The organism is Sporomusa sp. (assembly GCF_035561255.1).
Classification (GTDB): Bacteria; Bacillota; Negativicutes; order Sporomusales; family Sporomusaceae; genus Sporomusa.
The window spans coordinates 1-26,349 of the sequence record NZ_DATMXX010000111.1 but is presented as its reverse complement, the minus strand read 5'-3'; the positions used below and the strand labels follow the sequence as shown (position 1 = coordinate 26,349).

18 protein-coding genes are annotated in these 26,349 nt (G+C 47.1%); 2 read left to right on the top strand and 16 right to left on the bottom strand.

The features are described from left to right. Nucleotides 1-70: 70 nt before the first annotated feature. From VN379_RS06525 to VN379_RS06495, 7 genes are all read right to left on the bottom strand, one after another. Nucleotides 71-3,580 carry a bifunctional glycogen debranching protein GlgX/4-alpha-glucanotransferase gene (locus tag VN379_RS06525; RefSeq protein WP_325532033.1) on the bottom strand — a complete coding sequence of 1,170 codons (3,510 nt, stop codon included), beginning with the start codon at nucleotides 3,578-3,580 and terminating at the stop codon, nucleotides 71-73. A gap of 18 nt (nucleotides 3,581-3,598) precedes the next feature. Then, nucleotides 3,599-6,040 (bottom strand): glycogen/starch/alpha-glucan phosphorylase, encoded by a 2,442-nt coding sequence (locus tag VN379_RS06520; RefSeq protein ID WP_325532030.1) that lies wholly within the window; start codon nucleotides 6,038-6,040, stop codon nucleotides 3,599-3,601. Nucleotides 6,041-6,097: 57 nt separating this feature from the next. Then, on the bottom strand, nucleotides 6,098-7,534 hold the full coding sequence (gene glgA, locus VN379_RS06515; protein ID WP_325532028.1) for a glycogen synthase GlgA: 1,437 nt from the start codon (nucleotides 7,532-7,534) through the stop codon (nucleotides 6,098-6,100). 1 nt (nucleotide 7,535) lies between these two features. Next, the gene (gene glgD / locus VN379_RS06510) at nucleotides 7,536-8,657 is read right to left on the bottom strand and encodes a glucose-1-phosphate adenylyltransferase subunit GlgD (RefSeq protein ID WP_325532026.1); all 1,122 of its coding nucleotides are present in this window, start codon (nucleotides 8,655-8,657) and stop codon (nucleotides 7,536-7,538) included. A gap of 35 nt (nucleotides 8,658-8,692) precedes the next feature. After that, entirely contained in the window at nucleotides 8,693-9,895 is a 1,203-nt protein-coding gene (locus VN379_RS06505; protein ID WP_325532024.1) for a glucose-1-phosphate adenylyltransferase, read from the bottom strand. Nucleotides 9,896-9,926: 31 nt separating this feature from the next. Next, the gene (gene glgB, locus VN379_RS06500) at nucleotides 9,927-11,846 is read right to left on the bottom strand and encodes a 1,4-alpha-glucan branching protein GlgB (protein WP_325532022.1); all 1,920 of its coding nucleotides are present in this window, start codon (nucleotides 11,844-11,846) and stop codon (nucleotides 9,927-9,929) included. Between the two features lie 116 nt (nucleotides 11,847-11,962). Next, nucleotides 11,963-13,126 carry a glucose-1-phosphate adenylyltransferase gene (locus VN379_RS06495; protein WP_325532020.1) on the bottom strand — a complete coding sequence of 388 codons (1,164 nt, stop codon included), beginning with the start codon at nucleotides 13,124-13,126 and terminating at the stop codon, nucleotides 11,963-11,965. Between the two features lie 355 nt (nucleotides 13,127-13,481). Between VN379_RS06495 and VN379_RS06490 the strand changes: the two genes are divergently transcribed. After that, the gene (locus VN379_RS06490) at nucleotides 13,482-13,811 is read left to right on the top strand and encodes a hypothetical protein (protein ID WP_325532018.1); all 330 of its coding nucleotides are present in this window, start codon (nucleotides 13,482-13,484) and stop codon (nucleotides 13,809-13,811) included. A 13-nt stretch (nucleotides 13,812-13,824) separates the two neighbouring features. Here the strand turns inward: VN379_RS06490 and VN379_RS06485 are convergent, their stop codons facing one another. From VN379_RS06485 to iadA, 9 genes are all read right to left on the bottom strand, one after another. Next, nucleotides 13,825-14,364 (bottom strand): glucosaminidase domain-containing protein, encoded by a 540-nt coding sequence (locus tag VN379_RS06485; RefSeq protein WP_325532016.1) that lies wholly within the window; start codon nucleotides 14,362-14,364, stop codon nucleotides 13,825-13,827. Nucleotides 14,365-14,619: 255 nt separating this feature from the next. Further along, the gene (locus tag VN379_RS06480) at nucleotides 14,620-15,735 is read right to left on the bottom strand and encodes an aminopeptidase (RefSeq protein WP_325532014.1); all 1,116 of its coding nucleotides are present in this window, start codon (nucleotides 15,733-15,735) and stop codon (nucleotides 14,620-14,622) included. 73 nt (nucleotides 15,736-15,808) lie between these two features. Further along, on the bottom strand, nucleotides 15,809-17,875 hold the full coding sequence (locus tag VN379_RS06475) for a sigma 54-interacting transcriptional regulator (protein ID WP_325532012.1): 2,067 nt from the start codon (nucleotides 17,873-17,875) through the stop codon (nucleotides 15,809-15,811). 158 nt (nucleotides 17,876-18,033) lie between these two features. Beyond that, nucleotides 18,034-19,008 carry a dipeptide ABC transporter ATP-binding protein gene (locus VN379_RS06470; protein WP_325532009.1) on the bottom strand — a complete coding sequence of 325 codons (975 nt, stop codon included), beginning with the start codon at nucleotides 19,006-19,008 and terminating at the stop codon, nucleotides 18,034-18,036. Beyond that, nucleotides 18,980-19,993, bottom strand: a complete 1,014-nt coding sequence (locus tag VN379_RS06465; protein WP_325532007.1) for an ABC transporter ATP-binding protein — start codon at nucleotides 19,991-19,993, stop codon at nucleotides 18,980-18,982. The genes VN379_RS06470 and VN379_RS06465 overlap by 29 nt, the downstream gene beginning before the upstream one ends. An 11-nt stretch (nucleotides 19,994-20,004) precedes the next feature. Beyond that, complete coding sequence (locus VN379_RS06460; protein ID WP_325532005.1) at nucleotides 20,005-20,904, bottom strand: ABC transporter permease; 900 nt, start codon at nucleotides 20,902-20,904, stop codon at nucleotides 20,005-20,007. A gap of 133 nt (nucleotides 20,905-21,037) precedes the next feature. Next, a complete protein-coding gene (nikB, locus tag VN379_RS06455; RefSeq protein ID WP_325532003.1) occupies nucleotides 21,038-21,961 on the bottom strand; it encodes a nickel ABC transporter permease in 924 nt (307 codons plus the stop codon). A 68-nt stretch (nucleotides 21,962-22,029) separates the two neighbouring features. Beyond that, nucleotides 22,030-23,598 carry a glutathione ABC transporter substrate-binding protein gene (locus VN379_RS06450; protein ID WP_325532001.1) on the bottom strand — a complete coding sequence of 523 codons (1,569 nt, stop codon included), beginning with the start codon at nucleotides 23,596-23,598 and terminating at the stop codon, nucleotides 22,030-22,032. A gap of 547 nt (nucleotides 23,599-24,145) precedes the next feature. Continuing rightward, a complete protein-coding gene (iadA, locus tag VN379_RS06445) occupies nucleotides 24,146-25,324 on the bottom strand; it encodes a beta-aspartyl-peptidase (protein WP_325531999.1) in 1,179 nt (392 codons plus the stop codon). 265 nt (nucleotides 25,325-25,589) lie between these two features. Between iadA and VN379_RS06440 the strand changes: the two genes are divergently transcribed. Next, nucleotides 25,590-26,327, top strand: coding sequence for a gamma-glutamyl-gamma-aminobutyrate hydrolase family protein (locus VN379_RS06440; RefSeq protein WP_325531997.1), 738 nt, complete (start codon nucleotides 25,590-25,592; stop codon nucleotides 26,325-26,327). Nucleotides 26,328-26,349: the final 22 nt, after the last annotated feature.

Here is a 26,349-nt window from a genome sequence, read left to right as displayed (position 1 = left end):
AGATTCTATTAAAAGAAAACAATTCGCAGTGAGTTTTTCATTACTCACTGCGAATTGCCGCTAAAGAGCCTTAGCTCCGTCCGCCAGCTTTAGTCCAGCCTGCCAGCCGCTCAGCCGCCGCATCTGTAAGCATCCCGGGCATTAACCGCCAGCCCCAGTTCCCCCCCACGGTACCTGGTGTATTCATCCGCGCCTGGCCATCCAGACCAAGTACATCCTGCAGGGGAATAATAACCGTGTTGGCCTTGCTGAGATAGGTTAGCCTGACAAGTTGTTCGCACACGCCGGTTTCGCTCCAATCACTGCCCAAGTCCAGCCGTCGTAGATGTTCCAGCACAATATGCTTGAGATGAGGTTCAGTGGTATCAAGCTTTTGATACCACCCCAGCAGTGTATCATTATCATGGGTGCCGGTGTAGGCAATCGTATTATAGCCGGTATTATGGGGAAAATCCGGTGCCGACCAGCCATCGCCAAAACTAAATGGCAGCACTTTCATCCCAGGATAGCCAAACCGGTGTTTAAGCCTGTTCACGCCTGGGGTGATTACCCCTAAATCCTCAGCTACCAGCGGTAGTTTACCCAGGTACTTCTCCATCACGGCGAAAAACTCAGAGCCCGGCCCAGCTACCCAGCGACCATTAACTGCTGTTAATTCACCGGCAGGGATTTCCCAGTAAGCCTCAAATCCGCGGAAATGGTCGATCCGAATAACATCAACAAATTGCAGCAGCACGTTCAGGCGTTGCCGCCACCAGTGGTAATCATCTTTCTCCATCTCAGCCCATTTATAAAGCGGGTTACCCCACAGTTGTCCAGTATTGCTGAAATAATCGGGAGGTACACCAGCTACTTTGAAGGGGCTGCCGGCAGCGTCCAATTCAAATAATTGAGGATTAGCCCAGACATCGGCGCTATCATGAGCGACAAACAGTGGCAAATCACCAAACAGGCGTATACCCCGGTCATTAGCATATTTCTTAAGTTCTTGCCACTGCTGACAAAAGACAAACTGTAAAAACATCTGGTACTCAATCTCTTCATCAAGCACCTGGCGATAATAGTCCATCGCAGCGGCTTCCCGCCAGCTGATGTCAATACCCCACTCATTCCAGGATAAACCGCAGAAATGTTTTTTAAGCGCAACAAATAACGTATAGTCACTTAACCAGCCGGCTGTTTCCTTAAGAAAGGTCTGATATGCTTTGCTCTTTTCCTGATGCCGGAAGCGATCAAAAGCCATCCGGAATATTTTTTCTTTCCAAAGTTTTACCCGGGGAAAGTCAATATCATAATTATCTTGATTCCTAAAAGCATTAACTGGCAGCTCATCTGCTTTCAACCAGCCTGATGCAACCAGCTTTTCGGGGGCAATAAGCAGCGGATTACCAGCAAATGCAGACAGGCATTGGTAAGGCGACTCACCAAACCCAACCGGATTAAGCGGCAGAAACTGCCATAACTGCTGTCCTGCCTTAGCCAGGAAATCTACAAACCTATAAGCCTCCAGCCCTAAATCGCCAATGCCAAGCGGCGACGGCAGCGAGGTCGGATGCAGCAGCACACCACTAATTCGCTTATTCCCATTGCCAACCGGAGCCACTTGCCCCAGCAACAGCCGGCCTGAGAGTGGCGGCAGTGTCAGTTCCAGCTGACCATTATTGGGCAAGCTCATTAGTTCACCGGACAAAGCATCAATCACATAGTCCTGATCAGCAAACCAGGTATGGGCGTCAATATTGATGCCGGCTTGCGCCTTGGTATTGCGGTTAAAAACAACAACAGCTGTATTATCTGCTTCAAGGTCACCAAATACATCCTTACCGCCCCGGCTACGCCGCACATAGCCATACACATCACCCTCAGCCATTAACGGCAGCCACTCCCCGGTTCTAAGCACAGGGTATTGTCGCCGCAAGCCGGTAAGCTGTTTGCACCAGGCCAGCAACCCCTGATCTTCCTGCCCCCAGGGATAGGTCCGGCGATTTAAGGGGTCGGTATAGCCTTCGACGCCAGCCTCATCCCCATAGTAAATACAGGGCGCCCCCGGGAAGGTCATTTGCCACAGCATCACAAGCTTGAGCCGGGCCAGTCCTAGAACGCGCGCTTCAGGCGAAAGCCGGTACTTAAAGGCTGCAATCTTACTTTGCGAGTCCTCAGGCGGTGCTTCACCGAGCAGCGTCAAAATGCGTGGTACGTCATGGCTGCCAATAATATTCAGGTTGGCATAGAAGTTTTCTTTAGGATAATTCTCAAATAGGCTAAATAGAGCGCGGTGTACCGCCTGAGCATCACGCCATCCCAGCATAAAATCCAGAACTAATTTTCTAAATGGATAATTCATAACCGAGTCTAGCTCCGTGCCGTTAAAATACTGCCGGAGATAACCATAGGCCACTTTATGTGATGCATCCTCCCACACTTCACCAATCAGAACAGCATCAGGATCAGTCGCTTTTAGCGTCTGGTAGAACTTCTTTAAAAAAGCTTCCGGCAATTCATCGGCAACGTCCAACCGCCAGCCTTTTATACCCAGCTTGAGCCATTGTTTAAGAACACTGTCAGCGCCGTCAATAATAAAGCTTTGATAGGATGGATCGGTTTCATTGACATTAGGTAACGTGCCGATCCCCCACCAGGATTCGAACTTATCCGGATAATCAGTAAATTTATACCAGGAGTAATAGGGAGACTCCCGGGACTGATAGGCCCCCACACTCTCATAGTTGTTATCCTGGTTAAAATAGATACTGTCACTGCCAGTATGGCTAAACACCCCATCAAGGATAACAGCAATACCGCGTTCCTTGGCCATGGTGCACAATTCGGCAAACAGCTTATTATCACCAAACATCGGATCAATTGTCTTATAATCGGCCGTGTCATACTTATGGTTAGATGGTGACGCAAACACCGGATTAAAGTAAATCGCGGTTATACCCAGTTCCTCAAGGTAAGGCAGCTTGGCAATCACACCAGCCAGGTTGCCCCCAAAGAAATCATACGCCAGGATAGCCCCGGTATCCATATCCCGGGTGTAGACCGGGGTATCCTGCCAGTCAGCATGAAGCAGACTGCCCGGGCGTGGATTCAGACATCCCCCTTGTGGCAGACCATTATAAAACCGGTCAACAAAAATCTGATAGACAATAGCATGTTTAAACCAATAAGGCGTAACAGCCCCAGGATGATAGGTGCTGATTTGATACGACGGCGGTGGTGAGTCAAGAATACGCCCCACGCCACCGGTCTCTTCTATGTTATTTCCGTAATAAAAGGTTTGACCGCCTTGTCTGACAATAAAATAATACCAAATAACACCAGGAACCTCTGACGCGACAATCTCAGCCTGATAAAGATGCTGGCCCCCCTGATCCTGAACAAGGCGCATACCGGTTATCGTTTCACCAAAACCCTCTTGCCACTGCCGGAGAGTTACCGACTCCACCGGTGGTACACGATAATGCTGAGGTGTGGCAATAAGCAGTCTTAAGGTTACCTCAGTATGACAAGAAACAGCCCCAAAGGGGCTGCGAAAATCTGCATTGTGGGAGTCGTGCAATATCCAATATTGATTCATGCCGGTCCACCTCCACTATTAACTTTCCCGAATAACTACCGGCTTAATCCCCCAAATACCTATGGCATATTCGGCTACCGTACGGTCACTGGCAAATCTTCCGGAGAATGCAATATTGTTGACAGCCATAGCCTGCCATCGTTTTTGGTCGCGATACAGACCTGTTACTCTTTCCTGTGCAGCTGCATAGCCGGCAAAGTCTTTGAGGACAAAATACTCATCATTAGTACGCAGCAGCGAATGGTGAATACTGTCAAACTCATCCGGGCTAACAGGGAAAAAGCCGTTCATCAGCTGATCAATGGCCGTTCGTAGCCGTGGATTGCCCTGATATATGTCCAGCGCATTATACCCACCATGCTTGTAATAGCTAAGCACTTCGTCGGCCGTCAGACCGAAGATAACAATATTATCGTCCCCAACCTCATCCCGGATCTCAATATTTGCTCCGTCCAGGGTACCAATAGTGATAGCCCCGTTCATCATAAATTTCATATTGCCGGTACCTGACGCCTCACGACTGGCTGTTGATATCTGCTCACTGACATCAGCAGCCGGCATAATCAGCTCAGCCAGCGAAACACTGTAGTTTTCCAGAAAAATTACTTTGATCTTGCCACCGATAGCCGGGTCATTGTTAATTACCTGAGCCAGTGTGTTAATAAATTTGATAATACGTTTAGCCAGATAATAGCCAGTAGCTGATTTGCCCCCAAAGATAAAGGTACGTGGCTCAATATCAATAGTAGGGTCAGCCTTAAGGCGATTATATAAATCCAGGATGTGCAGAGCGTTCAACGTCTGGCGTTTATAGGCGTGAATGCGCTTTACCTGTACATCAAAGATCGAATTAACATCCACCGCAATACCCATTTTCCCCTTAATATAGGCAGCCAGCTTTTCTTTATTAGCCTGCTTGACTGCCTTAATACTGGCTTGGAATGCGGCATCCTGCGCATAACGGTGAAGGTTAGCAAGCTCATTGGGATGGGCCAGCCAACCAGAACCAATTGTTTCGGTAATCAAAGCTGCCAGGTTAGGGTTGGCTTTAGCCAGCCAACGCCGGTGGGTTACACCATTGGTCTTGCTATTAAACCGGTGCGGGTAAAATTGGTGGAAATTGGCCATAACCTCTTTTTTCAATATCTCACTGTGCACTTTGGCTACACCGTTGACGCTATGACTGCCAACAACCGCCAGATTGGCCATCCGGACATAGCAATCACCAATGATGGCCATAGCCTGGATACGCTCCCACTGATTGGGGTATTTTTCCCAGAGTTTAGCACAGAACCGTTCATTAATTTCCTGGATAATCATGTACATACGTGGCAGTAACGCCTGCACCAAATCAACCGGCCACTTTTCCAGAGCCTCAGGCAAGATGGTATGATTTGTGTAGGAGATAGTCCGGCTGGTAGTGTTCCAGGCTTCATCCCAACCAAGGCCCTCTTCGTCCATCAAAATCCGCATCAGCTCAGGAACAGCTAACGCCGGATGGGTGTCATTAATATGTATCGCAATTTTTTCATGGATTTTGGCTAAGTCGGCAGGGGTCGCACCATGGGTCCGTTTATACCGCCGGACAATACTCTGCAAGCCGGCCGATACAAAGAAATACTGCTGCTTAAGCCGGAGTGCTTTGCCTTCCGGGTAATTATCATCAGGGTAAAGAATTTGTGAAGTCGCTTCCAGAGAATATTTCTGCTCAACTGCTTTTAGAAAGTCACCTTTGCTAAACGACGACAAATCAAAATGATTGGTCTCTGCACTCCATAACCTGAGCGTATTTACAGTATCACAGTTAGCACCGACAACCGGAACATCATAGGGAACAGCCAACACCGGTTCATAGTTTTCATGAATGGCCATAAGCCGCCCGCCTTGTTCCTCCAGCCGGACCTGACCGCCAAATTTTACAGTAACCGCCCGGTCTGCCTTACGCATCTCCCAGACATAACCATCCTTGAGCCAGTTGTCAGGCAACTCAATCTGATAACCATTGACAATTTTTTGCTCAAACATCCCGTGACGATAGCGAATACCGCAGCCGTGCCCTGGCAGTTGCAATGAGGCCATTGAATCCAGGAAGCAGGCAGCCAACCGGCCAAGTCCGCCATTCCCCAGACCGGCATCATGCTCCACGGCCTCAAGCTCATTGAGGTTAATACCCAGCTCCTTAAGGCCTTGCTCGCATAGTTCAGTCAGCCCCAGGTTAAAAAGATTGCTGCCTAAAAGCCGTCCCAACAAAAATTCCATTGAAAAATAATAAACCTGCTTTTCTTTGGTTGTGCGGTACTGCGTGTTGGACTGATACCAGCGCTTGCTGATGATCTCCCTGATCAGGGTACTGAAAGCCACATATTTATCAGTTATTGAAGATTCATCCAGGCTTTGTCCAAACAGGGTCTGCAGCTTATCAATAAAGGCTTCTTTAAATTCTTCTCTAGATTTAAACATAACCATCCCCCTCACCCGCTATAGGCACTACCAAAAACAGTCCCCTTGATCAGGTATTTATTTAACTGTTAACTTCTCGTAGAGTTCCCGGTATTCTGAGGCAGAACGCTGCCAACTGTTATCAGAGAGCATCGCATTCTTGATTAACTTAGCCCACTGTGTCCGGTCTTTGTACAACTCCACGGCCGCCTCAATCACACTAAGCATCTCATGCGCATTGTAATTAGTAAAAGAGAATCCATTACCGGCACCAGCTTCGGGATTAAATTGTGTTATCGTATCTTTCAGACCACCGACCTGGCGAACAATGGGAATACTACCATATCTAAGTGCAATCAGTTGGCCAATTCCACAGGGCTCAAACCGGGACGGCATGAGAAAAAGATCAGAACCGGCGTATATTTTATGGGCCAAATGCTCAGAGAAGGTAATATTAGCTGATACCTTCTGCGGATGACGGCGGGCCGCATCGGTAAACAGCTGCTGAAAGCGCGCCTCACCTGTTCCCAGCACAACTAACTGGACATCCAGGTTTAAGAGCTCCTCCATAATATGGGCAATAAGATCGAGGCCCTTGGAGTTGACCAGACGGGAAACAATACCGATCAGCGGCGTCTGCTTGGTAGCAGGCAGCCCCAGCTCAGCTTGTAGTTTGAGCTTGTTTTCAAGGCGTTTGGCCGTACCCCGCCAGGTATAGTTCGTGTAAATCTCAGGGTCTTCTACCGGATTGTAAACTTCATAGTCAATACCATTCACTATACCGTGCAGGTCAGCCTGGCGCTTGGCTAAAAATCCATTAAGCTTTTCACCAAAGTATGGCTGCTGGATTTCCTGGACATAAGACTTACTGACAGTTGTAATGCAATCACTAAAAGCCAGGCCACCTTTAAGGAAATTTACCTGGCCGTAGAATTCCAGACCATTTTCAGTAAATACACTGGGCGGAAGCCCTAAGAGATCGCCTAGAATATCGCCGGGAAAGATTCCCTGATACATCAGGTTATGGATAGTAAACATTGTCTTAATTCCGGTATACTCGTTCCGCATAAGATACTGCTGTCCCAGCATGGCAGGCAGCGGTCCTGTCTGCCAGTCATGACAATGAATAATGTCAGGCATAAAGCTTAATTGCGGCAGCGCCTTGAGCACAGCCCGGCAAAAGTAGGCAAATCGCTCGGCCTCATCGTAATAACCATAAAGATTATCACGTTTAAAGTAGTACTCATTATCGACAAAATACCAGGTAAGTCCCTGATGTTCAAGCTCATACAGCCCGCAATACTGGTAGCGCCAGCCGACAGGAACTGTGAGCGTCGCTATTTTAGTCATTTTTTTAGAGAATCCTGAAGGAATACAGCTATATTTAGGCAAGATAACCCGGACGTCAATCCCCTGCTTTTTAAGTTCTTTTGGTAGTGACCCAACCACATCGCCCAAGCCGCCTGTTTTGGCAAACGGCGCTGCTTCCGAAGCTACAAACAATACTTTCAGCATATTAAACCACTGTCCCTTTTTCGATTACAATCGGGTGATTTAGCTCACCCTTGAGCTTTTTGCCTGACGTGATCTTTACATCTTTATCACAAATAACATTTTCCAGCACTGCCCCTGGGCCAATCTCCCCTTTTTGCATGATAATACTATTAATAACCCGGGCACCTTTATGTATCTTAACACCACGAAACAGAATACTGTTTTCGACTTTCCCGGCAATAACAGACCCATTAGCTACCAAGGACCGTTGTACAACTGCATCCTGCTGATACTTAGCCGGGGCTTCATCTTTTACCTTCGTATAGATTGAGCCATTAGCAAAGAAGAGTTCCCGCCACACCTCCGGGTTTAGCAGTTCCCTACTATGTTCAAAATAGCTCTGCACCGAGTTGATACGGGCTAAATATCCGCTAAATGGATAGCCATACAGCTTGAGTGTCGCTAAATTTTTGATTAAACAATCACGAGCTACGTTAGTCCCGCCCCGGGACATACTGGCATCAATTAAATCAACCAGAAGTTGACGGTCGATAAGGTACATCTCCATCGACATTTTCTTACTGCGAGGGTTAACCGGGCATATCTCCATATCCCTGACCCGGCTGTCCTCATCGGTTTCCAACATAGTTGCATTGGTCAGCCGCCCGGCCTCACTGCCGCTGTAGTCCTTATACAATACAGTAATATCGGCTTTTTTCTCAATATGGAACCGATATACCCTTTCAAAGTTAATATTACAGATCATTCGGCTGCCTGCCAGCAAAACATACCGCTGACGGCTGCATTTAATATAGTCAAGATTATTAAAAAAGTCAGCTAAGTCGTTAGGAAATGCCCCCTGCACATTACCAATCTGCAATGAAGGCAAGATAAATAGTCCATCTTTTTTCCGGGCCAGATCCCACTCTTTGCCTGAGCGGATATGGTCCATCAGCGAACGGGAATTACCGGCTGCTAAGATGCCCACATTGGTAATACCGGAATTAATTAGGTTAGATAAAATAAAATCAACCAGGCGATAACGACCGGCAAAAGGAATTGCGGCCAAAGGCCGGTATCTGGCGATCTCCCGGAGCAAGTCATCGCTTTCGTGCAAATTGATAAGACCCATAATATTCTTCAATAAACTTCCTCCCCGTATTGGTGTGCTGTAAAATTTTATGTACGAGCAAGCAGGGTATTGCGCCTGATCCTGGTTTCGCTGTTAATAGTCAGGTTATCGCCAATTAAGGTAATCCCGGAAAACCAGCGGCTGACTTCCTCCCCAGTGGTAGCTTCAGCCCCAAGTTGAGCACCGGCTTCAACAACCGATTTCCGGCCTATAATAGCTTTAGTAATAATACTATTTGCACCAATAACTGCATATGGCATAATGATGGAATCTTTGACTTTGGCACCTTCCCCAATAGTTACCCCCGGGAATAACACCGAGTTTTCCACCTCACCCAATACCTGGCAGCCTTCGGTAATCATCGAGCAGACAACCTTCGCTGTATCTGCCACAAAGTGTGGCGGCTGTGCAGGGTTTACTGAATAGATCCGCCAGGTGGAGTCATACAAATCAAGCGACGGCTCGTCGCCCAGAAGATCCATATTAGCCTCCCAATAGCTCTCTACCGTACCTACATCTTTCCAGTATCCATTAAACCGGTAGGCATATAAGCCCTCATTGCCGGCCAGCATTTGGGGAATGACATTTTTACCAAAGTCATGGCTGGATTGGGCGTCAATTGAATCTGCTGTCAGATAGGCTCGCAGTGCCGGCCAGCTAAATACATATACACCCATCGAAGCCAGGTTGTTTTTAGGTTTTTGGGGTTTTTCCTCAAACTCCTCAATCCGGTCATCATCGGTTGTATTCATAATGCCGAAACGGCTGGCTTCCTCCCACGGAACTTCAATAACAGCAATGGTAGCATCAGCCTGTTTGCTTTTGTGATAATCAATCATCAGCGAATAATCCATTTTATAAATATGATCACCAGACAGTACTAGCACAAAAGCCGGATCAAACATTTCAATAAAATTAATATTCTGGTAAATGGCATCAGCTGTGCCTTTGTACCATTCACCACCTTTTTCCCGGACATAGGGCGGCAGTACGTAAACACCACCGTGCCTCCGGTCAAGATCCCAGGCACTGCCAATGCCAATATAGGAATGGAGAGCTAACGGCTGATACTGGGTCAGCACACCAACGGTATCAATCCCTGAGTTATAACAATTACTTAGAGGAAAATCAATAATTCGGTATTTGCCGCCAAATGGAACTGCAGGCTTGGCGAGTTTCTTGGTCAGCACCCCCAGTCTACTGCCCTGGCCACCAGCTAAAATCATGGCTACACATTCTTTGTTGCGCAAAGTGTTCCACTCTCCCTATAGTCATTGGTGTTTAACTTTCTGCTATGAGTTTTGCGGGTAAAACTACGGGTTTCAAATACACTGCCGCCAAAGGTGGCAGTGTAATCACAAGCGTATTCGGCTGCTGCTGCCACGGATCATTCTCCGGCTTCAGTTCACCGGGGTTTCCCTGACCGGAGCCGCCAAAAGCCGGACTATCACTATTAAATACCTCCAGGTAATGATCGGCTTCCGGCACACCGATCCTATACCCGGGCCGGACAACCGGGGTAAAATTTAACACCACAATGATAAAATCATTGGCCTGCTGACCCTGCCGTTTAAAAACAAGCACACTCTGCCGGTAGTCCTCACAGTCAATCCACGAAAACCCATTCCAATCGTGGTCATTCTGCCACATGGCCTGATTATCCAGATAAAAATGGTTAAGATCCCTTACATAGCCATGGAGCTTAGCGTGCATGTCATAATCTAACAAGTGCCAATCCAAACTGTCCTGATATTTCCACTCAATGAACTGGCCAAACTCGCCACCCATAAACAGCAGCTTCTTGCCAGGATGAGCCATCATATAGGCATAGAATGCACGGAGATTAGCGAACTTTTGCCAATAATCCCCAGGCATCTTATTTAATAATGACCGTTTACCATGTACTACCTCATCATGAGATAGAGGCAAAACAAAGTTTTCCGAAAAGGCATACATAAAGGAAAAGGTTACTAGCTTATGGTGATGCTGACGATGAACAGGTTCAAGCTCCATATAACGGAGCATATCATTCATCCAGCCCATATTCCATTTAAAGTTAAAACCCAGTCCGCCGACAGAGGTAGGCTGAGTGACCAGCGGCCATGCGGTCGAATCCTCGGCAACCATCAAGGCTTGCGGATAAGTGGCGAAGATGGCTTCATTTAACCGCCGCAGGAAATTGATACCCTCAATATTCTCGGTTCCACCATGACAATTAGGTGACCAATCGCCCTCTTCCCGTCCATAATTCAGGTATAATATATTGGCGACAGCGTCAATTCTGAGACCGTCAATATGATAAACATCCATCCAAAATGCTGCATTGGAAATAAGGAAACTTATGACTTCAGGCCGGCCAAGATCAAAGTTAAGCGTACCCCAGCCACGATTCTCGCTGCGGCCGGAATCAGCATATTCGTACAAAGGAGTACCATCAAAACTGGCCAGACCATGAGCATCTTTACAGAAATGGCCAGGCACCCAGTCTAAAATTACGCCAATTCCCTGTTGGTGGCAGTAATCAACAAAATACATAAAATCCTCAGGCGAGCCGTAGCGGCTGGTCGCAGCGTAATAGCCGGTGGCCTGATAGCCCCAGGAGCCATCAAAGGGATGCTCGGCCACTGGTAAAAGCTCAATGTGGGTGTAACCCATTCTTGCCGCATATCCGGCTAAGTCAGGCGCCAGCTCCCGGTAAGACAACCGCTGTTTATCACTCCCTAGTTTCCAGGAGCCTAAATCAACCTCATAAATATTTATAGGCTGCTCAAAAGCAGACTGCTTGGCCTTCGCTTCGCGCCACTTGTCATCCTGCCAGACATAGCCGTCCATACAGACTACTTTTGATGCCGTCTTTGGTCTGAGTTCAGCGGCAAAGGCAAAAGGATCGGATTTATGCAGCGTCTCACCCCAGGAGGTTACAATCTGATATTTATAGATAGCACCGCCCTCTAGTCCGGGAACAAACAACCCCCAAACGCCACAAGTGCTGATTCTTTCCATGGGATGGCTATTGCCATCCCAATTATTAAAATCACCAATAATCCCTACAGACTGCGCATTGGGCGCCCATACGGCAAACCGTACACCTGACAGGCCAGCATCGCTGGTCACATGTGCCCCGAGCATAGTATAACTGCGGTAATTGCTCCCTTCATGGAACAAATATAGCTCTTGATCACTAGTCCAAGCCTTACTCATAAAATTCCATCCTTTATTCGATAATTGTAAAATGATGGCAATATTGTACTGTAACGTTCGCTATCGGCCTGGAAAATTCCTGTTAAGTAATGGTGATTTTCCTGTATAGATAAAATTTAACCAGCTAAACTTACCTGTTTCTGGGCTTCGCCGGCTTCTGACTGCCGGCTTGCAGCCACCTCAATAATCCCGTTCAGCTCACTGCCTAAGACTTCCTGACTAACTACGGTATTAGGGGTAACTATTGCCCCACTGACTACCACACCGCTTTCAATCCGGGCCTGAGGCATTACAACAGTATCTTTAACCCGGGCTCCAGGCCCAATATAGACCCCGGGGAAAATCACTGAATTTTCTACTTCCCCCATAATAATCGAGCCTTCAGCAATTAACGAGCAGCGTGTACGGGCCTCCGTTCCCTGATAGTGGGGTGGCAGGCTTAAACTTGGCGAATAAACAGGCCACTCGTCACCAGTTAATACGATTTTAGGCTCATCACCTAATAGGTCCATATTGGCCTCCCAGTAGCTATCTACAGTACCAACATCCTTCCAATAACCACTAAACCGATAGGCATACACACGCTGCCTAGCGGCTAACATACCCGGAATTATATCTTTACCGAAATCATGCGTTGATTCTTTGTTGGCGTCATCATACAACAGATATTGTTTTAACACTTTCCAGGAGAAAATATACACACCCATTGATGCCTGATTGCTCTTAGGCTGTCGAGGCTTCTCAGTAAACTCGGTGATTCGCCCGCTAGCCGCTGTTTCCACAATTCCAAACCGGTTGACCTCATTCCAGGGTACCTCAATAACACCAATTGTAACATCAGCCTGACATACCTTATGATAGTCAAGCATCGCGGCATAATCCATCTTATACACATGATCACCGGACAACACAACCACATAACAAGGATCGTAATGATCAATGAACTCCATGTTTTGAAAGACAGCATCAGCCGTTCCAGTGTACCAATCGCCGCCACTCTCCCGGGCGTATGGCGGCAGAATATACACCCCACCATCACGCCGGTCAAGATCCCAGGCGCTGCCAATTCCAACATAGGCATGGAGTGTCAGTGGCTCATACTGGGTCATTATACCCACTGTATCAATACCAGAATTGTGGCAATTACTCAAAGTAAAATCAATAATGCGGTATTGACCGCCAAACGGTACAGCAGGCTTGGCCGAATCTTTAGTCAATGCCCCCAGCCGAGTCCCTTGCCCCCCAGCCAGCACCATGGCAATCCATTCTTTATTCCCCATATGTCCCTCCTTGAAAGTAGCCCAGATAGCAGATATAACTACCTTATGCAAGAAAAGCAATACCTAGAACAGCTTAATACCTTTTTAATGATTTTCGCTGCTACTCAAAATGAAAAGCGCCGTTTCCACATCGCAGAAAGGCGCTTTGACCCCAGGTGACTCACGGGGACGGTTCTCTTGAGTCTGATTTTATTTATTATTTATTCCACTAAAGATCCTGAAAGAGAAGACTGATAGAACAGATAACCGCTTCAACTTCTATTACACTAGAGCATATTTGCGATTTAAAGTGATTTAAGGTAATCTTAGGATTATCTAGGTAAATGGCAAATTATCAGAGCAAGGAGTGACTCTATTGTTTAACTTTATCGTAGAATATAAATGGATAATCCTATTAGTTTTCGAATTTCTTGCCTGGGTGGCAACCCTCTCCATGTTCTACGCCAGATACAAAATGAGATCCCAGATATGGTTCCGCCTAGCATCGCTAGCGCTGGTTCTTACCGGTGTAATTCCGCAAGTACTGTTAGGTGTAATTAACTTTATCACAACCAAAGAGGTTGATTTATTCACACTCGCAATTGTGCTTTTAATTGTATATGGGCTCACCATCGGCAAAAATCAGGTGAAAGCGATAGATTGTTGGGCACAAAAAAGATTCTCCAGCAATTCAGATGATCACTAACTTGCGCTGCTAACTAATCACCGTTCAATATCTTCTGGTGAATCCGCAATATCTTCTGACCATACGTTGTTCCCGGGACAGCCCATTTGCCGTTCAGTTCAGTCCAGGTACGCGCTTGTCCAAATTTTGCAGTACGTTTGACAAGCTCATACCGTGGGTCAACGATTTCCAGCTCGGGAGGCTTAGTCGAAGTATACGCCAGAAGGTGCTGTACCTGAGCTCTAACGCCAACTTGGGCGTTAGGAAACCAAGCACCCTTTACCCCACCACCGGTTGTGCCCAGCCCACAATAATTATTCTGTAGCGGCACAACATCACCGCCATAGCGGAAATGCCCGGTCTCATGGATTGCCTGAGCGAATGCAACGTCAGGCCTGATTCCCTCTAAACGGCTTTCTTGATAAAAATAACTTACAAGTTGTTCAACAGATACTGTTAGTAATGGCATACGGCCTTTTTTACGCAAATAATTTATACATTGCTCTTGGGTAGCCAAAGGCTCTCCCCTAATCGATAAATCTATATTGGACAGTGTCTTCAACTCTATCGGCATGTCCTGCCCCCAAGCCGGGTGAGGAAAAAGCAAGAGCAAAAACAACAAAAATATCAAAATATCAACTCCAAAGTGTTCAATTTAACATAGCTTTATTCATTCCCCCTCAGCAAGACTTTATCCTGCCTGGAGATTAGCTGATATACTTACTACCCTGGCATTGGACAAGCCGGTCGACTATCCCTGCACGAAATCCCATGCTGAAAAACTGACTACTGTTACCACAACAGCAGGTCAGTTTTTCAGTATGTCTTGTTATACCCATTCTTCCGGATTGAGCTCTACCAGCTCAGGCAGCACAAACCTCCCATCCTTGCGAACAAGTTTGTCATCAAACCAAATTTCACCGCCGCCATAAGCCGGAGTCTGAATCGAGACCATATCCCAGTGAATAGCCGACCTGTTGCCATTAAACGCCGTGTCGTAGGCGTTACCGGGGGTAAGGTGGAAGCTGCCGCAGATCTTCTCATCAAACAAGATATCGCGCATGGGATGGTGAATGTACGGATTTAACCCCAGCGCAAACTCGCCAATATAGCGGGCGCCTGCATCAGTATCGAGAATCTGGTTCAATTTTTCGGTATTATTGGCGCTAGCCTCCACTATTTTGCCGGTTTCGAACCGGAGGCGGACATTATCGAAAGCCGTTCCCTGACAGATTGTTGGGCAGTTATACGTTATAATGCCGTTAACTGAATCTTTGACCGGAGCGGTAAATACTTCACCGTCTGGAATATTCCTCAGGCCGCAGGATTTCATTACCGGTATCCCTTTTATGGAAAAATGAAGGTCTGTACCGGGACCGGTGATGCACACCCTATCTGTCTGTTCTACAAGTTTCACCAGCGGTTGTTCGGCCGCAGCCAGTCTGGCGTAGTCCAGATTGCTAACTTTAAAATAAAAATCGGTAAACGCCTCAGTACTCATCCCGGCCATCTGAGCCATAGACGGCCCGGGATAACGCAGCACACACCATTTGGTTTTAGCAATGCGGACATCGGTATGCACTGCCTTCCACCATAGCTGTTGGTACAGTTGCGCCTTTTCGGGCGGCAGATCAGACAATTCACTCACGTTGTCATAGGCCCTGACAGCAATGTAGGCGTCCATGTTCTGCATACGATCGGCCTCCCAACCGGCAATCAGGTTGATTTGGGCCTCCTCTCCCTCCAGCAGCAGCGCCCGCTGCAAAGCAGCACTCTTAACTGTGACAAAGGGTTTACCGCCTGCCTGGTATGCTGCAGCCACTAATGCCCTGGCAAGATCATGCCCGCCATCAAAGACCTCAATCAGTAATTTTTCTCCTTTTTGCAGACGCACCGAGTAGTTAATAAGGTTGCCGGCCAATATCTTTACTCTTTCATCTAACATATAAGCTGCCTCCAATCAAAAAACAATCTTAATTTTAATATATACTCACTCATAACAGCAGACGGCCGTCGGTTCATTGGATGTATTTCATAAAATCTATACCTTTGGGGGTGACAAAGCTGCCTTGCCGCCCGCGTCCGACTTCGAGCAATTTATCATTCTTTAACAGTTGCATCCGGTAACGGAGCTGTTGCTCAGTTATGTCCCAGCCCCCCGCCTGCATTTGACTGATCACATAATTTCTGCCAACTGCAGACCGGGCTTGTTGTATCGTTTGCAGAATAACTGCTACCTCTTGGATAAAACCTTTACTTACATAAGCCTGATAGACAGTCTCCAGCTCATGGTCTACATGTGCAGCAACCTCCTGGCAACTACTGATTGATCTCTTAAATATCAGATGTTCTGACAAGACCACATCTTCAACAACATGAGCCAGGTAATGGATGATGTTCTCAAGCTCTCTGATATTCCCTGGCCAGTGATAACCCAGCATGTCATCCAGGCTTTCCTGCGAACACCGGAAAACCGGCCGTTTAAGCTCATTGCAAATTTGTTTAATAAATTCCTGGACCAACAAAGGGATATCTTCTTTGCGCTCACGCAGCGCCGGTATATAGATCGGGAGAACATGCAGGCGATAATACAAATCTGCCCGGAACAATCCGGCCTGTACCATTTCTTCCAGATTCCGGTTTGTCGCGGCAATAACGCGGATATCTACCGGAATAACACGATTACCGCCTACTTTCATGATTTCCCGTTCCTGCAGTACCCTTAATAATCTATTTTGAATAACTGCCGAAGCATCGCCAATCTCATCCAAAAAAATCGTGCCCTTATGAGCCTGTTCAAACAACCCAATATGACCGCCTTTTTTCGCCCCTGTAAAAGAGCCTTCTTCATAGCCGAATAATTCACTTTCAAGCAGCGATTCTGATATAGCGGCAAAATTAACCCCGACAAACGGCTCCCATCTACGGGATGACGCATTATGGATAGCCTGCGCCAATAACTCTTTCCCTGTTCCCGTTTCGCCCAAAAGCAAGACTGTTGAATTGCTCTTCGCCATCTTTCTGGCGATGGTGGACATTTTCTTGAATGATCCGCTGATTCCGGCAAGGTCATTAAAGGTATATTTGGCAAAAAGGCCCTTGCTGGTCTGCTTTCTGCGGTAATCATGTTCTAACTTATTGATTTCCGATGCTCTGCGGAAAAGAATTAGATAGCCGTAGTTCCGCCCCTCGATCAGAATATGAGTTTTTCGAAAGAAAAAGGTTTGGTTTTCCCAGTTTATTACCTCTTCTTTTTCATAAGGCAATTGGCAGATAATCTGGAAAAACTGAGTTTGTATACATTTAGCTGCTTTTTGACCTATGATATTTCGGCCTTGTAGATGCAAAATTCCCAAGGCTTTCTGATTTGTAATACGAATGGTATCCTCTTCATCAATGGCAAGTACCCCATCTTCAATTTGATCAACAATGGCTTCAAGATGGTTTCGCAGCAGATTGGCTTTTTGAATCTCATCACTTAATTCTTTGGTAATGTAGACAACAGAATGAACATAACGCGATGTCAACCTGCGCAAATCCAAGATTCCATATTTGAAGTGGGCATATATTTCAATCCATGTTGCAAAATCAAGGACACGGGAACCAATATCGATCACCTTGGCAATGGTATGTGGTACAAACCTAGCTTCCCCGGGAGTAACTGCAATACTGATTTCCGGAGGATAAGTCGTCTCTCCAGGATAAAAGGGGTAAAAGTCCAGATCTATTCCTGACTCTTTTAACAGAGCTATCGTCTCAAGCGCGCGCTCCTTACCATCATTGACAAGTAATACTTTCATCCCGCGTGGGATTTCCAGCACAGCGCGGATATTGGAATAATTGATGGTTCGCTGGGCTATAATTATCTTTGCGTCTGGCGGAATATAGGGCTTGATGGCAGGAATGATGACATCACTGGATGCTACAATTAAAGAGCCGGCATCTATCGGAAGATAGGCAAGCTGACTAATTGTACGCCCTTCAATATTAAAATCATCTGACATACCAAGCTCATAACATTTGTTGATATTGGCTTGGAGAGTCTGGTCATGTAGTGTAATAAAGGTTATTGTATTTCTCTCCATTAACTAGATGTCCCGCCTTTTACATGTAATACTTTTATATGTATCATTGTACGTAGTGTAGTTAAAATCCTTGTTTTCCCAAAAAACGCTTAACCTAATACAGCAATAGGCGACTCACTTGAGCCGCCCATTGCATTTTCCGGAACTTCAGGGGTGGATCAGTTATGATACAGATGACAAGCCACTTGATAACTGCCTGACATTTGTACCATTTCCGGCCTGTTCACCTTACATACATCCATGACTTTGGGGCAGCGTGGCGAAAACGCGCACCCTTGCGGCGGATTTGCCGGTGACGGCACATCACCCTGCAAAACGACCCGCTCCCGTTTTGCAAGAGGATCTGCCAGCGGTATGGCTGACAGCAGCGCCTGTGTATACGGGTGCCGGGGGGTTTCGTACAAGTCCTCGGCAGCCCCAATTTCCACCAACCGGCCTAAGTACATAACGCCAACCCGGCTGCTGATGTGACGAATGACAGACAAGTCGTGGGATATGAACAGGTATGTCAGCCCCAACTGCTCCTGTAAATCCTGCAATAAGTTAATAATTTGCGCTTGGATCGATACATCTAACGCCGAAACCGGTTCGTCGGCAATGATTAGTTTGGGCCGCAGGATGAGCGAACGGGCGATACCCACCCGTTGCCGCTGCCCGCCCGAGAACTCATGCGGATAGCGGCGGCCTTGTTCGGCTGTCAGTCCACACAGTTCCAGTGTTTCGTTCACCCTGCGGTTGATTTCCTGCCTGTCAGTCACACCATGGGCCGGCAGGGCTTCGCCGATAATGTCGGCCACTGTCAGCCGCGGATTTAACGATGCGTATGGGTCTTGAAAAACCATCTGAATATCTTTGCGCTTTCGCCGCATTTCTTCCCGGCTAAGTTTAGCCAAATCGACTCCATCGAAGTAAACCTTACCTGAGGTGGGCTCTATCAGACGCAGGATGGTCCGGCCGGCCGTAGACTTGCCGCACCCTGATTCGCCAACAATTCCGAGCGTTTCACCGCAGCGTACTGTAAAAGATATATCATCTACAGCTTTTACATACCCGGTTACCTGTTTCAATAGGCCACCGCGAATTTCGAAATATTTCTTGAGATTCTTAACTTCCAGCAATGGTTCCTGTGCCACCGTGTTCTCCTCCTTTCCCGTACAGCCAGCAGCGACAGGTATGGCTGTCGGCTACCGTCAGCAGCTCAGGATTGTCGAACTGACATTGCTCCATAGCATGCAGGCAACGGGGAGCAAACCGGCAGCCTGGCGGCATATTGGACAGTGGCGGGACCTGGCCGGGAATCGGAACCAGACGCGCTATCTTCTTATTCGGCCGCGGTATAGATTGCATCAGTCCAATTGTGTACGGATGCCTGGGGTCTTTAAACAAGCTGACTACATCGGCCTCCTCGACAATTTGGCCGGCGTACATAACCAGTACCCGCTCGCACATCTCAGCTACCACTCCCAGGTCATGGGTTATCATAATGATTGATGCGCCTGTTTCCGCGCGCATCTGGCGCATCAAGTCCAGAATCTGGGCTTGGATAGTGACATCCAGTGCCGTAGTAGGCTCGTCTGCAAGCAAGAGTTGGGGACGGCAGGCCAGCGCCATGGCAATCATGACCCGCTGCCTCATCCCCCCCGATAATTGATGGGGGTAGTCTTTAGCCACCGCCTCGGCCCGGGGGATACCTACCTTTTTTAACATTTCCAGCGTAAGAGCCCGCGCCTCTTTACCGCTTACTTGACGGTGCAGTAAGATAGCTTCGTCAATCTGCTTACCAACAGTGTACACCGGATTAAGTGAAGTCATAGGTTCCTGAAACACCATAGAAATCCGGTTGCCGCGAATATCATGCATCTCATTCGCTGGCAGCAACAGCAAATCCCGGCCACCAAATTTAATCATGCCGTCAATGCCGGCTGTTGCCTGAGGAAGCAGCCGCATAATCGCAAGCGCTGTGACTGACTTGCCACAGCCCGACTCTCCCACAATACCAAGAGTTTCGCCCTCATTAAGGTGAAAAGAGACTCCGCTTACAGCTGTTACAGTCGAATCTTGGCCACGAAATGCAATTTTAAGATCATCTATTTCCAGTAGTTTGGCTTTCGTCGTCATCTTTTCCCCCCTCAGTCTACAATCTTACGGTCTAAGGCATCGCGCAGACCATCTCCGAACAAGTTAAATGCCAGGCAGGTAATCAATATCGCCAGGCCCGGGTAAAGCGCCACATGGGACGCTGACATCAGATAATCTCTGCCTGAACTCAGCATAGCACCCCACTCTGGCATCGGCGGCTGAGCGCCTAGCCCCAGAAAGGACAACGACGCCGCAATCAGAATAGCCGAACCAATCCGCATGGTGAAATATACCAAAGCAACAGAAAAGGTTCCCGGGAAAATATGTTTCCAAATAATCTGCCTGTCAGGAATACCTACCGCTCTTGCGGCTTCGATATACATCATATTTTTAAGAGCCAGCGTACTGCCGCGAATGATGCGGACAAACTGCGGAATGGTGTAAATAGCCACCGCCACTACTACATTATGCAGTCCCGGTCCCAAGATGGCGATAATGGCAATAGCCTGCAGGATACCGGGAAACGCAAACATCACATCACAAGTGCGCATAACCAATGAATCGTATCTTCCGCCATAGTAACCGGCGGTAAGGCCAAAGAAAGTACCAATCAGCGATCCTAAAAAAACCGAACTTAAGCTTACGGTTATAGAAATGCGCGTCCCATGGATAATCCGGCTCAATATATCTCTGCCAAATTCGTCCGTACCCAGTAAATGCTGAGCTGATGATGGCTGTAATAATGCATTATAATCCGGCTTGATTGGATCATAAGGAGAAATTACCGGCCCAGTGATGCTCACTAGGAATAGCACTGCAAGAACAAAAAAAGCGGCAATGGCCAGCTTCTGGCGGGAAAAACGGCGAATGAATTGCTGGATGGGTGAATCGGCCGGCACCGGAGTAAGCGCATCCTGAGCAGTACTCACAGATGTAACAGATTGCGTCATGAGTTCCCCTCTCTTTCCTCTTTAATTATATAGTGCATTAAAAAATTTAGCGCCAGGGATTCGCCAAAAGCAAAAGTCAAGCGCCAGCGGTGGAGCGTTGGCTAATCCCGGGAAACAGCCATTCCTTAATGTCCTATATATCTAGCCGGATCTGCGGATTTAAGACAGCATAGAGCACATCCACCAACAGATTGATCACCATGAATTGGATGGCAAATAACAGCATCTCGGCTTGTATGACCGGATAGTCCCGCATGCTGACTGACGTAATTAGCATATTTCCCATCCCCGGCCATGAAAACACTGCTTCCACCACCACCGAGCCGCCAAGTAAAAAACCAAACTGTAAGCCGGTCATCGTGACCACAGGCAAGAGCGCGTTCCGCAAAGCGTGCAACCACACAACGCGCAGTTCTTTCGCACCTTTAGCTCTGGCAGTGCGCACATAATCTTCGCCTAATGTTTCCAGCAGGCTGGAACGCGTAAAGCGGGCAATAATAGCAGCCACCTGAGACCCTAATGTAATAGCAGGCAGGATGTAATGTTCCATAGAATCATTCCCTCCTGACGGCAGCCATCCCAGCTGCACGGCAAATAGTTCAATCAGCATCAGACCCAGCCAAAAGGAGGGCATGGAAATACCGGTAGTCGCAGCAAACATAGTGAACTGATCTTGCCATTTCCCCCGATTGGTGGCTGCAACCACCCCGAACAGCATACCGGCTGCAATAGCCCAAACCATACTGATAAAACTAAGTTCCAACGTCGGCATGATCCGGTCGGCAATCATATCCATGACAGGCTCGCGCGTCCGGAAGGAACGACCCAAATCACCCTGCACCGCCCCTGATAAAAACTGCCAGAATTGCTCGTATATGGGACGATCCAGACCAAGTACGGCCCGGGTATTCTCAACATCTTGTGCTGATGCTTCAGGGCCGGCGACAATCCGCGCCGGGTCCCCCGGAATCATATGCAAAAACAAAAAAATGACCACCGATACGACCAACAAAATTGGGGCCATCGCGGCTAAACGCCGGGCAATATAGATCAGCACTGACCGTTCCTCCTTGCTATAAGGTGTATAAGAGAAACTGGCCCAAGGCATCCCTTGGACCAGCCGGATTATTTGAACTCAGCATGCACAACATCTTGTGTGGCATCCGGAAGCACATAAACGCCGGAAAGGTTCTTGCGTTTCCCTACTAAATTGTCAGGCACAGTCAGGAACACCCAGGGGGCATCTTCAACAATTACTTTCTGGGCCTCAGCATAGGCGTTTAAGCGTTCTTTCTCATCCCCTGATTCCAGGCCGGTTACAACGTATTTGTCCAGTTGGTCATTGACATAAAAACCAGAATTAAAACCGGCAGTCGGGAACATATTTTTGGACAGCAGCGGGCGAATACCCCAGTCAGCTTCACCGGTTGACGGTGACCAGCCGCTAACTGCTGCCTGCAATTTGCTTTCTTCCGGCTTTAATGACAGTTGGTTAGTCAACGTAACAAATTCCATTTGCTGAATTGTTGCCTTTACGCCAATGATTTGCCATTGCTGCTGAACAAACTCGGCAATCTTGGCCCTGATAGTATCATTAGGTGTCCAGAGGGTAATCTCAAAACCATTGGGTAAGCCGGCTTCTGCCAGCAGTTTTTTGGCTTTTTCTACATCATAAGCATACATCTGCTGTTTTTGGAAGCCCCATACCTTGGGTGCAATCGCCGATTCAGGGGCTGACGCGAAACCTCTGTATACTACTTTGTTCAGTGCGTCTTTATCCACAGCATAATTCAAAGCCTGACGGACGCGCTTGTCGTCAAAAGGCTTTTGGTTTACATTAAAAACAACATAACGTATGATCGTAGACTGGGCCTTGTCAACAACAACATTGCTGTCACCTTTTACACTCTCAGTTTGCTCAGGTGGCAGCGGGTAGATAAACTGCGCTTCCCCGGTCTTCAGCATAGCTATCCGGGAAGCAGTTTCAGGCACAGGCTTGAAGGTAATTTTCTCAACTTTGGCGGCATTGGCCTTATCCCAGTAACCGTCAAACTTTTTGACTACTACATATTGCCCGTCTTTCCATTCGACGAACTGGAACGGACCGGTGCCGACCGGATGACGGTTCAGGTCCTTGCCATACTCCTTGATGGCTTTCGGAGAAATCATCAGACCTGCGGGATGAGCGAAAGCCTGAACGATCGGGGCAAACGGTTTATTGAGGACAATCTTAACGGTATATGGATCAACAATTTCCACATGATCAATCGCTGCATATAAAGAGGCCCGCTTCAGTTTGTTGGCAGGATCTTTTAAGCGGTCAATATTTGCTTTGACGGCATCGGCATTAAAATCGGTGCCGTCTTGGAATTTGATCCCCTTTTTCAGTTTGAAGGTAAGGCTTTTGGCATCCTTGGCCAGTTCCGGCATAGCCTCAGCCAATACCGGTATAACCTGCATGTCTTTGTCAAAGCCAAGCAGACCTTCGTACATGGTCTTTTGAATCCCATAAGCCAGGGTGTCTTGGGTATCATGCGGGTCCATGGTTGTCGGATTGGCATCCTGCCCCACAACCAGTTCATTCGGCTTTTTATCGCCGCTGGTGGCTTGATTAGACTTTGAGCAACCAGCCAACAGCACACTGAGAGCTACCATACCTATAAATAGCAGACGAAATACTTTTGACATCTTCATTTCATTTAACCTCCTTATGTACTATGACTTACTATGTATACAGGTCGTCGTTTCCGCATTCCTCCTTCAGCCTATCCTGTTATCAATAAATAAAAAGAGCCCTCGATTATCTCGAGAGCTCCCTTGCTCTCGTTCGGTATAACAGGGAGAATGATATTAATTTAATCAAGGTCAATTGTGGTATAGCCAGGTTTTGTTATCTAACCATACCCTCACTGTTTACCAACCATATTAACTATTTGCAAAATCTGTGCCAACCAAGCCAGATTCTTTTTACAAAAGATTTGAAAAGCATATGCTCACTTTACCTGCCACTGTACGTGGACAGAAAGGCAGATTCTGATCTTGAAACAACCATTTTCTCTCTATAGGGTACCCTTCGACAAGATTATGTTCTATGACCATGGACATAGAACATAATTACATTACCAAGTTCTGATATATTGGCAATACTGATGCAGCTAATAGGACAACCAATTATCAATAAGCCAAAGATAACAGGTTGTCCTATTGTCATTAACTCATCTAATCATATTGGGGCACATATTTACACCTCAAAAGTACCTTTTACCAGCACCGTCCCAGATTCCATCATCTTTTTCCCTTTAGCAAAAACCATGTTAAGCGTTAAGTCTTGGTCCATAATAACCAGATCTGCATCACTCCCCATCTGTATACAGCCTTTATTCGGATAAACCTTCAGTACTTTTGCCACATTTGAGGTAAAGAACTGTAAAGCGGTGCCAATATCCACCCCCTCTGCTTTAACTAAATTTTTAAATACCACCAGCGAAGCGTCCAATCTGCCCACGCCTATGCCAACAATATTTCCCAGACCGTCATAGCGGGGAACACTCCCGTTTCCATCCGAGCTTATGGTAATATTCTCAAGCGGAATGCACTTCCGGATACACTCTAGCAAGGCTTTGCTCGGCTTAAGTTTTCCGTCCGGCTCTAACTCGGCAAATGAGGTGATATCAATCCGGCCACCCAGCTTAGCGAACTCTTGGGCTTGCAAAAAAAGCTCTCTGGTACGGGTTACATGGGTAGGAACTAACTGGGTGACCGGGATATCGGTCTTTTCCACTACCTGCAAAATAGTATTTAACAGGTCACAGCCACCGCCCATGTGGATATGCACAATTCCAGGCTTACCACTTAACATGCCGCCTAACCGGGCATCGGCGGCTAATCGGGTTAACTCATCAGCCGTAATATGAGAAGACCGGTGGTCAGCCACCGCTATTTTGACACCGATTACTTTATCGATAAACATGATATCTCTTGCCACACTACCTGTTATGGTAGCACTTGGCAACCGATATGAGCCCGTATAAATAAACGTGGTAATTCCCTCCAGCTCTAAGGCTTTGGCTTTTGCGAATAAATCTTCGATAGACCTCGTAAAACCATCAGTTCCCAACAGCCCAACAACTGTAGTTATGCCAGCCTCAATAACCTTGGATAACCCTACCTCCGGAGTGCGACTAGCAAACCCACTCTCCCCGCCTCCGCCAGTAAGATGCACATGCTGATCCAAAAATCCAGGTGCAATAATCTGCCCACTGGCATCAATTACTGTTACTTCAGGGAAATAGCAAGACACACCTGCGGCTTCAAGTGATTTTTCTACTCTGGCAATTTTATCGCCAATAATTAAAACATCCTGCTCTCCGAGATATTCCGGCCCATATATACTGCCGTTTTTTATTAATACTGCCATCATGCAAACCCTCTTTCAACTATCTGGTTACCCCATTTATTACTATGTAGAATGATCTGGCCACTTGACTGAATTATTAATTCGCGTTAAACCACAACTTATTAGGCTGATTTAAAACAACAAAATATTTAACTCGCAAGTTTAATGCCAGAAGCTTGGATTATTTTTTAGGTGCCAAAAGGGTTTTTCTGCTATTACCAGTAATTATACCAGGATATAGAATACGATTTAGCCACACAAAAGACTACTCATACGGGGGCGATAGGATTTGAGTAAACCAGTTATTGGGATTACCTGCAACACGCTGCTAGCTGAAGGAACACTACTGCCGGGCATGATCAGAGCCTTTGTCAGTACTGACTACATCCAGTCTGTAGTCCAAGCCGGGGGGATACCGTTGTTATTGCCATCGGTTACAGATCCGACAATTGCACGCAGCCAGCTTATGGCGATCGATGGCTTAGTCATGTCGGGCGGTCCGGATATTGATCCATCATTGTACGGGGAAGAACCATTAGAAAAACTAGGAGTAGTAAACCCTCTCCGGGATGAATACGAATTAGTGATAGTAAAAGAGGCCGCTGAATTGAAAAAACCGGTCTTGGGAATTTGCCGGGGCATACAAATCATCAATGTAGCTTATGGGGGAACCTTATACCAAGATGTATCCCAAATACCAGACTGCACCATCAAGCATTTTCAAAGCACGACTCAAAGAGAAGCTTTGTGGCATACAGTCTCCATTGAACCGAAATCAGTCTTAACCACCATTTTGGGTCAGTCAGCAATACGTGTAAACAGTTATCATCATCAGGCCGTCAAAACGCTTGCCCCGGGATTTATGGCAACTGCAATTTCAACAGACAGCGTTATCGAGGCAATCGAGCTTCAAAATGAACATTTTGTACTGGGGGTTCAGTGGCACCCGGAGATGTTGGCGGAAAAATCATCAACTATGTTGGCACTGTTTGAAAAACTTGTCTGCGAAGCAGCTAATAACAGATAACAGATACGCGGGCCATGCGGCC

What these genes read in the sequence shown, in the direction of transcription:
- VN379_RS06520 (WP_325532030.1), bottom strand. Translation starts at nt 6,040, where the DNA reads ATGTTTAAATCTAGAGAAGAATTTAAAGAAGCCTTTATTGATAAGCTG.
- VN379_RS06450 (WP_325532001.1), bottom strand. Translation starts at nt 23,598, where the DNA reads ATGAAGATGTCAAAAGTATTTCGTCTGCTATTTATAGGTATGGTAGCT.
- VN379_RS06460 (WP_325532005.1), bottom strand. Translation starts at nt 20,904, where the DNA reads ATGACGCAATCTGTTACATCTGTGAGTACTGCTCAGGATGCGCTTACT.
- VN379_RS06465 (WP_325532007.1), bottom strand. Translation starts at nt 19,993, where the DNA reads ATGACGACGAAAGCCAAACTACTGGAAATAGATGATCTTAAAATTGCA.
- VN379_RS06495 (WP_325532020.1), bottom strand. Translation starts at nt 13,126, where the DNA reads ATGGGGAATAAAGAATGGATTGCCATGGTGCTGGCTGGGGGGCAAGGG.
- glgB (WP_325532022.1), bottom strand. Translation starts at nt 11,846, where the DNA reads ATGAGTAAGGCTTGGACTAGTGATCAAGAGCTATATTTGTTCCATGAA.
- VN379_RS06525 (WP_325532033.1), bottom strand. Translation starts at nt 3,580, where the DNA reads ATGAATCAATATTGGATATTGCACGACTCCCACAATGCAGATTTTCGC.
- glgA (WP_325532028.1), bottom strand. Translation starts at nt 7,534, where the DNA reads ATGCTGAAAGTATTGTTTGTAGCTTCGGAAGCAGCGCCGTTTGCCAAA.
- iadA (WP_325531999.1), bottom strand. Translation starts at nt 25,324, where the DNA reads ATGATGGCAGTATTAATAAAAAACGGCAGTATATATGGGCCGGAATAT.
- VN379_RS06485 (WP_325532016.1), bottom strand. Translation starts at nt 14,364, where the DNA reads ATGCCGATAGAGTTGAAGACACTGTCCAATATAGATTTATCGATTAGG.
- VN379_RS06475 (WP_325532012.1), bottom strand. Translation starts at nt 17,875, where the DNA reads ATGGAGAGAAATACAATAACCTTTATTACACTACATGACCAGACTCTC.
- VN379_RS06480 (WP_325532014.1), bottom strand. Translation starts at nt 15,735, where the DNA reads ATGTTAGATGAAAGAGTAAAGATATTGGCCGGCAACCTTATTAACTAC.